Raw genomic sequence first — 12,737 nt, 5'->3', positions numbered from 1 at the left:
CAGGGCGGTCTCCCCATGCGGGGAGGCGCCCGAACGGAGGGCATTCCATGACACTCACCTGGCAGCAGTTCCACGCGCTCGAGGATCTGGTCCTGCGCTTCTGGGCCTGCGTCGACGAAACGGCGCCGATCGAGGGGCCGGAGCTGTTCACCGCGGACGGTGCGCTGGTCATCGAGAGCTTCCGCGCCGAGGGGCAGGCGGCGCTGGCGCGCTACTTCACCGCGCGCCGTGCGCTCTCGGCCGAGCGTGGGCGCCTCACCCGCCATCTGTGCACCAACCTGCGGCGGCTGCCCGGCGCGGGTGTGCGACTGGCGGCGACGATCACGGTGTTTTCCGGCAGCGGGGCACGCCCCGTCGCGCTTGGGCCGCCCTCGTCGCTGGCCGATTTCATCTTCGACTGTGTCGAGACGGCGGCGGGCTGGCGCCTGGCCGGCGTCACCGGCGCGCTGATCTTCGCCGGCACCGACACGCCCGATCTGAACAAGGCCGCCGCCGCGGCAAGGGGAGAGACGACATGAGAAAGGTTGCGCTGATCCATGGCTGGGGCGGCTCCCATGCCGCGACCTGGCAGGCAGACGGCTGGGACGACGCGCTGCGCGCGGCGGGGTTCGAGCCGGTGGGGTTCGACATCGCCGGGCATGGGCCGCAGGGCGGCTCGCACGATCCGGCCGATTACGCCGATCTTGCCGGCGATCTGGCGGCACGGTTGCCGGAGGATCTGTTCGGCGCGATCGGTTTCTCGCTCGGCACCAAGCTGCTGCTTGAACTCGAGGCGCGACGGCCGGGGGCGAACGGGCGGCTGGTGCTGGGCGGCATCGGCGACAATCTCTTCGCGCCGGAACAGGCCGGTCCCGCGCTTGTCGCCGCGCTGCGCGGTGCGGCGCAGGAACCTCCCGCGCCGCAGGTCGCGGCGTTGCTCGACTATGCGCGGCTCAGCGGCTCCGATCCGGCCTGCCTTGCGGCCGTGCTGGAGCGGCCGGCGAATCCGGTGCTGACCGAGGCCCGGCTCGCGCAGGTGCGCACGCCGATCCTGATCTTCAACAGCCGCGCCGATGCTGTGGCGCAGCCCGACACCCGCCTGTGTGCCGCGCTGCCCGGCGCCACGCACCGGCTGATCGACGGCACCGGCCATGTCGGCCTGCCCTCCGACCTCCGTTTCCAAGACGCCGCGCTTGCCTTTCTGAGCCGGGGCTGACGCCGCCGGCAGACCACGACACCGACCAAAGGGAGGAACCCATGTTCGACGCGTCCACCACCATGATCGAGCGCATCCGCGCGATCCTGCCACAGATCGCGGCCAACGCCGTGCAGGCCGAAGGGGACCGCATGGTCCCGAAGGAGAACATCGAGCTGCTGAAGGCCACCGGCCTGCACCGCGCCTTTCAGCCCAGGGCCTATGGCGGGCTCGAGCTGCCGGTGCCCGAGTTCGAGAACTGCATCGCGCTGATCGCCACCGCCTGCGGCTCGACCGCCTGGGCCTTCTCGCTGCTGGCCGAGCACAACCACCAGATCGCGCTTTATTCGCGCGAGCTGCAGGACGAGATCTGGGGCGAGGACCCGGACACCGTCGCCTCCTCCTCGATCGCGCCCTATGGCAAGTCGGTCGAGGTCGAGGGCGGGGTGCGCTTTTCGGGCGAGTTCGGCTGGTCCTCGGGCTGCGACCATGCGCAATGGGCGATCCTCGGCTTCCTGCGCGACGCGCCCGAGGGCGGCAAGGTCTACAGCTTCGCGATCCTGCCGCGCGCCGATTACGAGATCCGCGACACCTGGTTCACTCAGGGGATGCGCGGCACCGGCTCGAAGACGCTGGTGGTCAAGGACGCCTTCGTGCCGAACCACCGCATCGAGAGCGTGCCGGCGCTGATGAGTCTGACCTCGGCGGGAGGGCATCTGTATCCCGACAGCAAGATCTTCCACGTCCCCTTCATCTATGTCTTCGCAAGCTGCTTCTCTTCGGTCAGCCTCGGCATCGCCGAACGGATGATCGCGCTTTACACCGAGCGCACCCAGGGCCGCGTGCGCGCCTACACCGGCGCGAAGGTCGGCCAGTCGATCCCCGCCTGCATGCGTCTGGCGGAAAGTGCGCATCAGGTGGCCGCGGGCCGCGCCTTCCTGGAAAAAACCTGGGAGGACATGCGCGACCACGCCGAGCGCCGGGTTTTCCCCGATGCGCAGAAGATGGCCCATTGGCGCACCAACCAGGCCTATGCGGTGAAGATGTTCGTCGCCGCGGTGGACCGGCTGTTCGAGGCCTCGGGCGGTTCGGCCTGGTTCGACGACGCCGAGGCGCAGCGGCTGTTCCGCAACAGCCACATGACCGCCGCCCATGCCTATACCGACTATGACATCTGCGCGCAGATCCTCGGCCGCGCGCTGATGGGGCTCGAGCCGGACCCGTCCCTGTTCTGAGCCCGCCCGGCCCGGCCTCCCCCCGGGCCGGGCCCCCGCGCCGGCGCGCCCTGCGCGCGTCGTCCTGACAGGAGTTCCCATGACCGATCTTTCTTCCCCCGCTACGACCGGGTTCGATCCGCGCGCCTTCCGCGCCGCGCTTGGCTGCTTTGCCACCGGCATCACGGTGATCACCGCCCAGGCCGGCGGCCGCCGCGTCGGCGTCACCGCGAACAGCTTCAATTCGCTCTCGCTCGATCCGCCGCTGATCCTGTGGAGCCTGGTGAAGACCTCGGCAAGCTATCCGGTGTTCGAGGCCGCCAGCCATTTCGCGGTCAATATCCTTGCGCATGACCAGATCGCGTTGTGCCGCGCCTTCGCCGCGCGGGGTGACGACAAGTTCGCCGGCGTCGCGGTGACCGAGGGCCAGGGCGGCTGCCTGCTGCTGCCGGGCACCTGCGCCACGATCGAATGCGCCCGCGCGGCCGTTCTTGATGGCGGCGACCACTGGCTGCTGATCGGGCGCGTCACCGGCTTCGCGCAGACCGACGCCGACCCGCTTCTGTACCACCGCGGCGCCTATTCGCTGGCGCAGCCGCACCCGCAGGCCGCCGCGCGCTGACCATCGTCGCACATCATAAGGGAGGAGACCTTGATGAAGATGACACAGATCCTGGGCGCCGGCGCGGTTGCGCTTGCGCTTGCCGCGCTGCCGGCGCGCGCGATCGACGTCGGCCCGGCCGATTACACGATCCTGCCCAGCGGCACGGCGCTTGCCATGCTCTATTTGCAGCACCTGAGCGCCGACAGCCTCGAGGTGAACGGCACCGCCGTGCCCGGCTCGTCCTTCGAGGCGAATGTGGGGATCCTGCGCGGCCTCTATTACACTGCCTTCGGTGATCTGCCGGCGGCCTATCACCTCGTCATCCCCTTCGCCGACATCGACCGCGCCCGGATCGGCGGCGCGGATCAGCCGGCCAGCAGCGGCCTTGGCGACACCACGCTCGGCCTGACGGTCTGGCCGGTGCAGCCCAAGACGCCCGAGACCGGCACCAGCTTCGGCGTCTCGCTCTTCGCGACGCTGCCCACCGGCAACTACAACCCGGAACGCCTCGGCATTGGCGAGGGCACCTGGTCGCTGACGCCGCAGATCGGTGTGATTCAGGGATTGGGCGGCGGGTTCTTCTTCGACGGCGCGCTTGACGTTGCCTTTCAGGGCGATCACCGCGAGGCCGGAGCCGAGCATTCCCGCAGCCCGTCGTGGCAGCTGCAGGCGATGCTGCGCAAGCAATGGGGGCCGGCCACCTCGCTGACGGTCGGTTATTCCGGCCAGCGCGGCGGCAAGCAGAAGGTGGCGGGCGCCGAGACCGGCCTGAAGACCCACCGCGATCAGCTGCGCCTCTATCTGACGCATTTCATCGACCCCACGACCCAGATCCAGGGATTGCTGGCGCGCGATTTCAATGTCGAAGGCGGCTACAAATACGACAGCGCCGTGCAGCTGCGCCTCGTCAAGGTGTTCTGACCCCGACCGGCCCGGGCAGCCCCGGGCCGTCTTCCTGAAAGGAGCGAACATGTCAAAGACCACTCTGTTCCGAGCCGACGCCGCCGCCCCGCGGCGGTCCGTGCCGCTTTGCGTCGCGTCGCGGGCAGCCTGCGCCCCCGGCGCGGAAAGGGCCGGGGCGCGATGCTGACCGGTTTTCGAGCCCGCCTGCGGGAGACCGAGCCGCTGCTCGGCACCTTCCTGAAGATCCCCTCGACACAGCCGGCCGAGATCCTCGGTCAGCTCGGCTTCGACTTCGCGGTGATCGACGAGGAACATGCGCCGCTGAACCCCGAGACCACCGATGCCATCGTGCTTGCCTGTCGGGCGCATGGCATGGCCGGACTGGTGCGCGTGCGGGCCACCTCCGAGATCCTGCGCGTGCTCGACAGCGGCGCCGATGGCGTGCTGGTTCCGCATGTGACCGATGCCCGGGTTGCGCGCGAGGCGGTGGCGCGGGCGCGCTATGCCGCCGCGCGGGGCTTTTCCCCGAGCACGCGGGCGGGTGCTTTCGGCACCCTGGGCATGGCACAGCATCTCGCGCAACAGGATGCGCGCTGTGCGGTCGTCGCGATGATCGAGGATGCCGAGGCGATCGGCACGATCGAGGAAATCGTCGCGGTCGAGGGGCTTGATGCAATCTTCATCGGGCGCGCCGATCTGGCGGTGTCGATGGGGGACAATCTGCGCGGCAGCGATCTCGAGGCGGCGGTGAACCGTGTGCTTGCGGCGGCGGTGGCCGTGGGCCTGCCGGTGATGATCCTGGCCGCCAATTCGGTCGAACTGACCCATCTGCGCGCGCATGGGGCAACGAGCTTTCTCACGGGGTCGGATCAGGGCTTCCTGCTTGCCAGCGCGGCGCAGGCGCGGGCAAGCTTCCTGCCACGCCCGGACAGCTGAGGGGACATGTCGGGGAGCGGCACGAGCCGAGTGTTGAGGCTTTGCGAAGAGATCGACGGCGAGGTGAAGGCGTTCCTCCCCCACCCTCTCGAAGGTGACTGGCCCTCCTTGTGGATCGACGCCACCGACTGCAAGGTCCGGCACGGCGGGCGGATCGTCGCCGCCCGTTTCTGGAACAGAGCGACGAATGGGCTGTCCAGCGCGTCCGCGACATGGCGCGGGAAGCCCGCTGACGGGCGAAGGTGCCGCCATCAGCGCCCGCCGCGGCTTCCTGATCAGGCGGCCCCGCGCCACGTAACACGGTGACGATCGCAGCCAGCCCCCCGGTGGAACAGCATCGGCGCCCTGGTCAGCGCGGGACCAAAGCCGGCACCGGGGAACCACGCAAACGCGGAGCCTCAAAGAGGCGGCGCATGCGATGCATCGAAAAATCCGCGAAAAGCCCCTTGCAAATCCCCGGGCAACTCTGTAGTTCCGCGCTCACGGTCGGAGCGTAGCGCAGCCTGGTAGCGCACCTGCTTCGGGAGCAGGGGGTCGGAGGTTCGAATCCTCTCGCTCCGACCAAAATTTTCCCGAACAAAATCAACAACTTACGCGAAAAACGCTAGGCCTCTGTATGGTGGCCTGTGTGTTTTTGTATGGTAGTTTTTGCCACGCGCATCTGTGCAGGATTCGGCCTTTCCTGAGGGTGGAAGCCCCGTCCAGACCCAGACTCCCCGCTGACGCGGGGCCATCGGCAAGCCACCGACATAGAAAAGGGGCCTAGCTGGCCCCTTCCTTGCTCAGGCGACTAGGTGTCGTGGTCTTCGTCTTCGCCCGCGTCAGCGGGCGGCGGGCGCTTCCCATGGGCGGTGAAGCTCAGTCCATCGCCGGAAGCGGTGACCGGGACCTTCGACTCGAACAGGTCGCGCAGCCTTTCCGCCTTGGCCTCAATCTCAGGGGTGTTGAACATGCCGCGCGGGTTCGGCGCGCCTGCGTATACGTAACCGGTCATGTCGGACTCCTTATCCGTTCTGGCTGACTGCCCGCTGCCCTGCGCGGGCCATATCTGCGGCAATCTGTTTCTGGCTGCGCCGGAAGCTGTCTGCGTCGGGCGTATTGATGTTAATCGTCTGGGGAGCGTGGATGATCGTTCCGCCCGCCGTCTCGCCCATTTCCACCGGAATCTTCCGCCCGCGCGACAGGGGAATGACTGCCTCATTCGGGTGGAGTACGGCAGGAATGCCGCTGGTGTTCGCGGTGCCCTGCGAGAAGTGCGGCGCGTGCCGGAACGCGGAAGCGGGCATGGCGGCGAAGCCCACGGGCGAAGTGGACACGCCCCCCTCCGAGAACGCCCCCAAGGCCATGCCAAGCAGCTCCTGCCAGCCGCCGATACCGGACAGGATGCCCCCGCCAGACGCGCCAGAGGCCACGCCAGACGCAAGGATGGGCGCACCCTGTGCCGCGCCCTGTACCACGCCAGCGCCCAGCGTTGCGCCGCCCGTGCTGGCGGCGGTGCTGATCTGCGCCCCGGCCATTGCGCCACCCGTCTGGACGCCAGAACGCACAGCGGCCCCAGCCTGCGCGCCTGCGCCGGTCATGGCAGCCTGAATCTGCGCCGCGACCTGTCCACCCGCCTGCACCATAGACGCGGCGATGGTGCTGCCTGCCTGACCCGCGCCCGTGGTCATCGCGGCGGCGTCGGTGGCGTCGGTGGCGCCCATGCTGGACAGGCCCAGCGAAGAGAACAGGCCAGACAGAAGACCGCCGTTGTCAGCGCCAAGGGCGGTGAAAAGCTCCTTGGTGGCCTTCTGCGCCACGGCGTCAAAGACCGGCGCAAAGAGCGCATCCGCGAAGGCGGTGGCGTCGAATTCGCCCGTCTTGAGGAAGTCGGCAAGCGTGGTCGAGAAGGTTTCGGTCATGCTCGCCTGAATGTCCTTCGCGGCGGACTGCCAGTCGGGAACGGAGTCCATCCACTCCTTGACCGGATCGCGCGCCAAGCGCGTAAGCTGTTCATTCAGAACGCTTGCGGCCTCGTACTGCCGAACGATGGCCATGGTCGTATCGTCCAGCACGCCGCCGTTCGCGGCCATGGCGTCAGCCATGAAGCGGGCGGACTCTTCGGTCTTGGCCTGACCCGTCGCGAGCAACATCAAAGCGGCGTTCTCGGAGTCGAGGCTGACGATACGGTCATTCATGGACTTCGTGAGCTTAGACAGCGCCCGCTCTTCGTCACCCAGCGCTTCCACGCGGCTGCGCCCCCCGCCACCTCCACCGCCGCCCTTGGTCGAGGTTTCGCGCTTCCGGGCAGCCTCGCGCTGGGCGTTCAACTGATCGTCCAGCCGAATGCCTTCCTCGAACTGGAAGCGTTCCATCCCGATCAACTGGCGCTGTGCCCAGCCAGAAATTCCGCTTCCTGCGCCCATTTCCCGCGCGGCAAGGCGCTGTTCATTCTCGTACCGCAGGCGGGCGACTTCGGCCTGCCGAACCGTCTGCCCAGCCTGCAAGGCAGTCAGTTCGGCCCGCTTGGCGGCATTGCTGATCGCGCCGCCGCCGATGGCGGAAAGGCTGGACATGATGGCGCTGATTTCCGCGCGGACGCCGCTCATGGCGCTGGCCCAAGAATTGGTCTGGCCCGTGGCCTGCCCGATCATGGACGGCATGGGCGCGAGGATGGCAGACAGGCGGTCAGCCGTCAGGCCAAGCGTGGCAGCCTCTTCCACGGCCTTCACCAGTTCAGGCGGCAGCTTGGCCCCGGCGTCGCGGGCCGCGAGAAGCTGGGCCACAACCTTGCCCATGGCGGCGGACGTTGCTTCCGGTCCCTTCGCCATCTTGGCTTCGTTCAACGCCTCGGAAAGCGCGTGCGCCTGATTCAACGTAAGGCCGAATTCGGACTGGAGTCGGGAAACGGCGTCAGCCGTGAGATAGATGGTTTCGGGGCGCAGGGCCTCGGGGAGGAAGGTCGCGGAGTCCCACTGGGCCATGAGGTCCGTCACCCCCGACATGGTGGCGGCGAGGGCGGCAACGCCTTCCTGCAACTGCTGTTCCATCTTCATCGCCGCGACGGCTGCCATTGCGGCATGAAACTTCTGCGCGGACTCGGCTGCCAGCCCGAATTCCTCCCGCAGCGCGAGCGTCCCGCCGTTTACGGCGGCGGCGGAGTCGCGATAGGTGGTCAGGGTCGTGTTAAGATCGCTGACCACGTCGTCAAACTTCCGGGTGGCCTCGCCACCGGAAAGCAGGATCGGCACAAGCGCGCCCATGATCGCAGCGACGGCCCCGGCGACGGCACCCCAGACGCCAAAGCCGCCGAGAAGCTGGGGCAACTGCATGGCGAGGGCGCGGGTGGCGTCGGTGCCCGCCGCGACCTGCACAAAGAAGTCACCCACCTGATAGCTGGCGTTCTGGACCTGATAGCCCGCCTTGCTGGCTGCGGTGCCTACGCGGCCTACCCCCTCAAGGGTGGCAGCGGCCTGTTCCCGCGCGCGGGCGGCAAGCTGCGTGCTGATCACGCCCGCACGCTCTGCGGCTGCGATCCGCTCAAGGGTGGCTTCGTATTGCTTGCTGGCGGCAAAGAGCGGGTTGAATTCAGCCCGCAGGGCGTCCAGCGCGGCGCTGTGGGTCGCGGCGGAACGCGCCGCTTCGGTCTGTTCTCGCGCGAGCTGGGCGAGGGACCCTTTGGCGTATTCCGCCGCCGTGGCTGCATTGTTGATAGCCACGCGCGCGTTTTCGTAATCGTTCCGGGCGGTCTTGACCGCCATCAAGTCGGCAGGTGCGGCAAGGGCCGTCTTGAGGCGGGCGAGCGCCGACTCCAGCTTCGCCATTCCGGCGGTGTCGCCCAGATCGCCGAGGCGGTAGCCCAGCTTGAGGGCGGACGTGTCGGCCTGCCGGATCGAAGCATCCGCCGCCAACATGACGCGGCGCATATCGGCTGCGGCCTTGTCGGATGCGCGGGTGGTGGCGGAAAGGGTGGTGTTGAGCTTCTGGGCTTCGGTGGTGGCCCGCGTCAGCGGGGTAACGTCAAACTGCGGCTTGTGATTGGCGAGCTTGGCAAAGGTGCCATCGGCGGCGCGGTCAAGGTCCTGCACCGCCTTCTTGACGGCGGACAGCGCGGCAGTGAAACGCTTGCTGCCAGCTTCGGCGGCAGCGGCGTCAATCTTGAGTCGGATTTCGTGGGTTTGTTCCAAGGTGGTGAGCTTTCGCGCTATTGCCTGTCGGGGGCGTGCTGGGTCCAGCACAGGCGCGGGGTGAGGGAGGGGAGTTTGTCGGGGTCACGGGAGAAAAGACGCGGGCGGGCGAAAGACCCAGAACCGCCCGCCCGCGCAAGCTCTCCACTCGACAGGGACATGATAGCACAGCACGCGCGAGCCACCTAGCAAACCGCCTGCAACGGTTCAGCTTTTGTGTAATCCGTTTAGGGGTTTAGTTTACTTCTGGCCCGCACTTCTGGGGCCGAAGTTGCACCGGTCAATAGGGGTACAACGCGGGATTCATAAACCTGACTATCGCCAGTTTGGAAACTGAAAAGTTGCTCTGCAACCTGCTGGTAGTATCTGCGCGCCCTTTGCCTCCCCTATGGGTAGTGGTCCTTGGGTCCCCCGGCACTAAATCTGGTGGGGTGGGGGGGGTGGGGGTGGGTTGCGGGGCGACTGTCCCGAAGGCGGCAACAGTGTCGTGTTTGGCAATTTTGCCCGCTCACGCGGGCAACCAGAGCAAGCCCGCCTATGCCTGCCCCGCCTCTGCCAGCCTCTTCGACAGCCGGGCCAGCGTGGACCGCGAGCACCCAGTTGCCGCCACGATAGAGGCCCAAGACTGCCCAGCCTTGAGCATTCCCATGAGCGCAGCGTTGCGCTTGGTGTCCTCAGGACGGCCCTTATAGGTGCCTTCCGTCTTGGCCTTGGCGATGCCCTGCGCCTGCCGTCTGCGCCGGTCCTCATAGTCCTTGCGGGCAATGGCGGCGAGCATGTCCAGCATCATGCTATTGAGTGCGTCCAGCATCCGGGCGGTGAAGTCATCGCTCACCTGTGCGAGCTGGTGCGAGGTGGGCAAATCCAGAGCGACGACTCGGACGTGCTTTTCCGCAATTTTTGCCTTCAAAAGTGCCCAGTCCGCCGCCGTCAGGCGGGAAAGGCGGTCAACTTGTTCGATCAACAGCACGTCGCCCGGCTGGCAGTCATTCAGAAGCCGGAACAGCTCAGGCCGGTGCAGCTTGGCCCCGGACTCGTTCTCGACGTAGCGGGCGGCAATCTTGAGGCCGCGTTCAGCGGCGAAGGCTTCCAGATCAGCGGCGGCGCGGGTGGCGTCTTGGTCGGCGGTGGATGCGCGCAGATAGGCGCGAATGAACATGGCAAACCTCCATCGGTTCGTTTTGGATGGTTCCCTTATATTCGGTTCGCTATGGGTTGTAAAATGGTATTTATAGAACCGGGCAAAGGGCGGTTCGGCAAAGGTGTACCCAAAAAGTCATGGCGAAGGGGTACGGTGCCCGCCGTTAGGCGGGGATTCTGGCGGGGGAGTGGCGGTTTCGGGCTTTAGGGATTGAGAACGATTCTCATCTGGGATGTGAACGAATCCGGGAAGTTGCTGACCCATCGGTCGGCGGCGGCTAAATGCGGAACTTAACGAGAAATGCTCGGGCCAAGATCATAGCGGAATAGCTCCTTGCCAGTGGGAATTACCACTGCTCTGATCGCGTACAGATCAGCACCAGCCGCATTGTGATCGAAGGCTTCAAGTGCCTTTTGCATAACGACCTTTGCAAGTTCCGGTGACTCGTCTCTTGTGGGGAAATTCATGTCGATCTGCTGATCGCGAACCCGCTCCATATCTTTCATGGTGATAGTGACGCGAACCTTTAGCATGTGCTTGTTCTCCACGGCTTGATCAAAAAACTCCTTCGCGTATATTTCATTGAATGTCTTTAAGAAAGTTGGTCGGGCTATTGCCTGACAAACTGCGGCAATGAACAACGCGTCCAAGCGATGCTTCTCTTGATCGTTTGGATTCCATCTATTGGGATTTGATAGTGTATTGTGTCGCAGGTGGCCTCGCAAAAGCACAATGCTATTTGTGACAGCCGAAATATCGTAGGTGTCCCCCTCAAAACCTTTTAAGGTAAGCTTGACCCTGTCCGTCTTCCAAGATTTTTCAGAGATAACTTCATTGACTGCGTCGATGAACTGCCTGTTGCCTTGTAGAGCCTTGACTGCATCCTTTGTTTTGAAGGGAAGCCCAAAGTTTGCCTCAAGAAACAGGTAAAATTGATTATAGGCATCAATGCAGTGACCTGCTTTGAGGTGCCTGTAACCCTCAACATAGAATGCTATCTTGTCTATATCCTCATAGCTATCCTTGATGGCCAGAAATGCGCGGCCAAACATGGAATAGTCCTGAGCGGCGATTTCTGGATAGTGATCCTTTCCAATAGTAAAAGACTTGAGTGATATTAAGGATTCTTCCTCCGGTGTCTCGGCATTGTAAGACACCTCAGCATGATTAAAGTCTATTTCCAGACCTTGATAGGTCGCAAGAATGGCTTGCCATGTCCTTATGTCCCGTTCGGCAATCAGAGTATACCTGTCCGTGATGGAGATTGTTGGAATTGTTTTCGCCTCGACGGCTGGAATTATTTTTGGCGCCTCATCAACGCTTACACCGGGAAATATAACAGAAACAGAACTGATCCGTTCGCCATCCCGTTCAACGTGGTAAATTCGCCCCTCCGACTTGATCGAAAAGGGGGTCTGAACCCTCACTCGGCTATTTACCTTATAGGTTACAACTACTCTCATGGGGTCATCTAAAAAACGATCAGGTTAATTAGCCCTTGTTCCGACAGCTTGGGCAGGTGATCCGCTCTGACTGAACGCCGGAGAAGCCGCAGGCTGGGCATTCCTCGGAGTCCCGCTCTCGCGCCTTGCCACCGCAATAACTGCAAGGCGTGGGCGGTAAGGTCAGGACGCCAGTCCCGTGACAGGTGGGGCAGTTTCTACGTTTGATCATGTCGCGCAGTGTGCGACCTCGCCGCGCTTCTGTCTAGCACTATGTCTTGCGGAATCCATTTGGACGAAAGGCGAACATCTGCTAGATGTGGTGTCAGTCACCCATTGGAGCAATGCCATGTCTAAGAATACCAAAGGCACTTCGGGCGGTATGGCATCGAAGGCAGGTTCTATCCTCGGCAACCCGAACGCTTCGGTAACCGCCCGCAGCCTCGCGGGGTCGGCACTGGCGCAGGCCGGGACAGCCAAGCAGACAGGCGCACGGATGGAAGATCGCGCATCGCAGGTCCTTTCCAGTCCGAAGTACAGCGCGGATACAAAGGCATTGGCGGGGTCGGTCCTGTCGCAGTCGAACAAGAAGCGCTGACTGAAAGGAAAGGACCGTGCTTGTGTCTTCGGCTAACCTTCCCCGCCAGTAGGGCTGTCTGCTGGCGATGAGGGCCTAATAATTGCCATGTTCTTTGGCTAGATGCGGTGTGTTTGGAGAGGACAGCCGTATGATCAACCGCCGTATGATCCCGTTCCTTGCGCTCGCAGTGTCAGCTTGGGTTACTGGTGCCGCTAGTGCTTCTGTCAAAGACTACCGGACTTGCCTTCAAGCCTATGTGAATGTGACGGGATACCTCCAGTTTGCAGAGCCAAGGGGAATGCAGGCGAAACGTGTGGCATTCGATGTTGATTTCGAGCGGTTCGTTCAGATGGGCATAGATCGGTATGGCGAGGATCGCCTTCGGCAGATGATCCCGGAACCCGAAGATAGCTTCATAAAAGCGATGGTCCCGCTGCATTCGACCGATGGTGAGCTACTCCCGATCCCTTGGACAGTTTCCGGGATGATTTAAGCTACTCTCTGCGCCTGCTGGTCGGTTTCGATCTGGTTGAAGTAGACCACGGCGGGCGGCTTTCCGCCATGGGCGGCGTGGGGC

The 12,737-nt window shown here is 64.4% G+C and carries 13 protein-coding genes and 1 tRNA gene; 10 read left to right on the top strand and 4 right to left on the bottom strand.

Translation table 11 applies throughout. From position 1 onward, the window contains the following. The first annotated feature begins 47 nt into the window (after window positions 1-47). From EOW65_RS16180 to EOW65_RS16145, 8 genes are all read left to right on the top strand, one after another. Entirely contained in the window at window positions 48-518 is a 471-nt protein-coding gene (locus EOW65_RS16180) for a nuclear transport factor 2 family protein (protein WP_128151199.1), read from the top strand. Next, window positions 515-1,195: an alpha/beta fold hydrolase gene (locus EOW65_RS16175; RefSeq protein WP_128151197.1), complete on the top strand. Its 681-nt coding sequence runs from the start codon at window positions 515-517 to the stop codon at window positions 1,193-1,195. Before EOW65_RS16180 ends, EOW65_RS16175 begins: the two co-directional genes overlap by 4 nt. Before the next feature lie 41 nt (window positions 1,196-1,236). Then, window positions 1,237-2,409: a p-hydroxyphenylacetate 3-hydroxylase oxygenase component gene (locus tag EOW65_RS16170; protein ID WP_128151195.1), complete on the top strand. Its 1,173-nt coding sequence runs from the start codon at window positions 1,237-1,239 to the stop codon at window positions 2,407-2,409. Between the two features lie 79 nt (window positions 2,410-2,488). After that, entirely contained in the window at window positions 2,489-3,010 is a 522-nt protein-coding gene (locus tag EOW65_RS16165) for a flavin reductase family protein (protein ID WP_128151193.1), read from the top strand. Window positions 3,011-3,043: 33 nt separating this feature from the next. Continuing rightward, window positions 3,044-3,913: a transporter gene (locus EOW65_RS16160; RefSeq protein WP_128151191.1), complete on the top strand. Its 870-nt coding sequence runs from the start codon at window positions 3,044-3,046 to the stop codon at window positions 3,911-3,913. A gap of 162 nt (window positions 3,914-4,075) precedes the next feature. Beyond that, on the top strand, window positions 4,076-4,831 hold the full coding sequence (locus EOW65_RS16155; RefSeq protein ID WP_128151189.1) for an HpcH/HpaI aldolase family protein: 756 nt from the start codon (window positions 4,076-4,078) through the stop codon (window positions 4,829-4,831). A gap of 6 nt (window positions 4,832-4,837) precedes the next feature. Then, window positions 4,838-5,137, top strand: a complete 300-nt coding sequence (locus EOW65_RS20465) for a transposase (RefSeq protein WP_394342754.1) — start codon at window positions 4,838-4,840, stop codon at window positions 5,135-5,137. Window positions 5,138-5,318: 181 nt separating this feature from the next. Next, window positions 5,319-5,395: transfer RNA gene (locus tag EOW65_RS16145), tRNA-Pro, on the top strand. 226 nt (window positions 5,396-5,621) lie between these two features. On the opposite strand, the gene EOW65_RS16140 is transcribed toward EOW65_RS16145, so the two are convergent. The 4 genes from EOW65_RS16140 to EOW65_RS16125 all read right to left on the bottom strand — a co-directional run bounded on the left by EOW65_RS16140 (window position 5,622) and on the right by EOW65_RS16125 (window position 11,565). Beyond that, complete coding sequence (locus EOW65_RS16140) at window positions 5,622-5,825, bottom strand: hypothetical protein (protein WP_128151187.1); 204 nt, start codon at window positions 5,823-5,825, stop codon at window positions 5,622-5,624. A gap of 10 nt (window positions 5,826-5,835) precedes the next feature. Next, a complete protein-coding gene (locus tag EOW65_RS16135) occupies window positions 5,836-8,997 on the bottom strand; it encodes a phage tail tape measure C-terminal domain-containing protein (RefSeq protein ID WP_128151185.1) in 3,162 nt (1,053 codons plus the stop codon). Between the two features lie 535 nt (window positions 8,998-9,532). Continuing rightward, the gene (locus EOW65_RS16130) at window positions 9,533-10,156 is read right to left on the bottom strand and encodes a recombinase family protein (RefSeq protein WP_128151183.1); all 624 of its coding nucleotides are present in this window, start codon (window positions 10,154-10,156) and stop codon (window positions 9,533-9,535) included. A gap of 272 nt (window positions 10,157-10,428) precedes the next feature. After that, window positions 10,429-11,565, bottom strand: coding sequence for a hypothetical protein (locus tag EOW65_RS16125; RefSeq protein WP_128151181.1), 1,137 nt, complete (start codon window positions 11,563-11,565; stop codon window positions 10,429-10,431). A 364-nt stretch (window positions 11,566-11,929) separates the two neighbouring features. Between EOW65_RS16125 and EOW65_RS16120 the strand changes: the two genes are divergently transcribed. After that, a complete protein-coding gene (locus EOW65_RS16120) occupies window positions 11,930-12,178 on the top strand; it encodes a hypothetical protein (protein ID WP_128151179.1) in 249 nt (82 codons plus the stop codon). Between the two features lie 130 nt (window positions 12,179-12,308). Next, complete coding sequence (locus EOW65_RS16115; RefSeq protein ID WP_128151177.1) at window positions 12,309-12,653, top strand: hypothetical protein; 345 nt, start codon at window positions 12,309-12,311, stop codon at window positions 12,651-12,653. Window positions 12,654-12,737: the final 84 nt, after the last annotated feature.

Origin of the sequence: Paenirhodobacter ferrireducens, from assembly GCF_004022265.1 — a bacterium.
In the GTDB taxonomy this organism is placed as follows: Bacteria; Pseudomonadota; Alphaproteobacteria; order Rhodobacterales; family Rhodobacteraceae; genus Rhodobacter; species Rhodobacter ferrireducens.
This window is presented reverse-complemented; position numbering and strand designations above follow the sequence as displayed.

Excerpts from the sequence above, each read along its gene's own strand:
- EOW65_RS16120 (WP_128151179.1), top strand. The coding sequence starts at position 11,930 with ATGTCTAAGAATACCAAAGGCACTTCGGGCGGTATGGCATCGAAGGCA.
- EOW65_RS16140 (WP_128151187.1), bottom strand. The coding sequence starts at position 5,825 with ATGACCGGTTACGTATACGCAGGCGCGCCGAACCCGCGCGGCATGTTC.
- EOW65_RS20465 (WP_394342754.1), top strand. The coding sequence starts at position 4,838 with ATGTCGGGGAGCGGCACGAGCCGAGTGTTGAGGCTTTGCGAAGAGATC.
- EOW65_RS16180 (WP_128151199.1), top strand. The coding sequence starts at position 48 with ATGACACTCACCTGGCAGCAGTTCCACGCGCTCGAGGATCTGGTCCTG.
- EOW65_RS16155 (WP_128151189.1), top strand. The coding sequence starts at position 4,076 with ATGCTGACCGGTTTTCGAGCCCGCCTGCGGGAGACCGAGCCGCTGCTC.
- EOW65_RS16175 (WP_128151197.1), top strand. The coding sequence starts at position 515 with ATGAGAAAGGTTGCGCTGATCCATGGCTGGGGCGGCTCCCATGCCGCG.
- EOW65_RS16130 (WP_128151183.1), bottom strand. The coding sequence starts at position 10,156 with ATGTTCATTCGCGCCTATCTGCGCGCATCCACCGCCGACCAAGACGCC.
- EOW65_RS16170 (WP_128151195.1), top strand. The coding sequence starts at position 1,237 with ATGTTCGACGCGTCCACCACCATGATCGAGCGCATCCGCGCGATCCTG.
- EOW65_RS16115 (WP_128151177.1), top strand. The coding sequence starts at position 12,309 with ATGATCAACCGCCGTATGATCCCGTTCCTTGCGCTCGCAGTGTCAGCT.
- EOW65_RS16160 (WP_128151191.1), top strand. The coding sequence starts at position 3,044 with ATGAAGATGACACAGATCCTGGGCGCCGGCGCGGTTGCGCTTGCGCTT.
- EOW65_RS16165 (WP_128151193.1), top strand. The coding sequence starts at position 2,489 with ATGACCGATCTTTCTTCCCCCGCTACGACCGGGTTCGATCCGCGCGCC.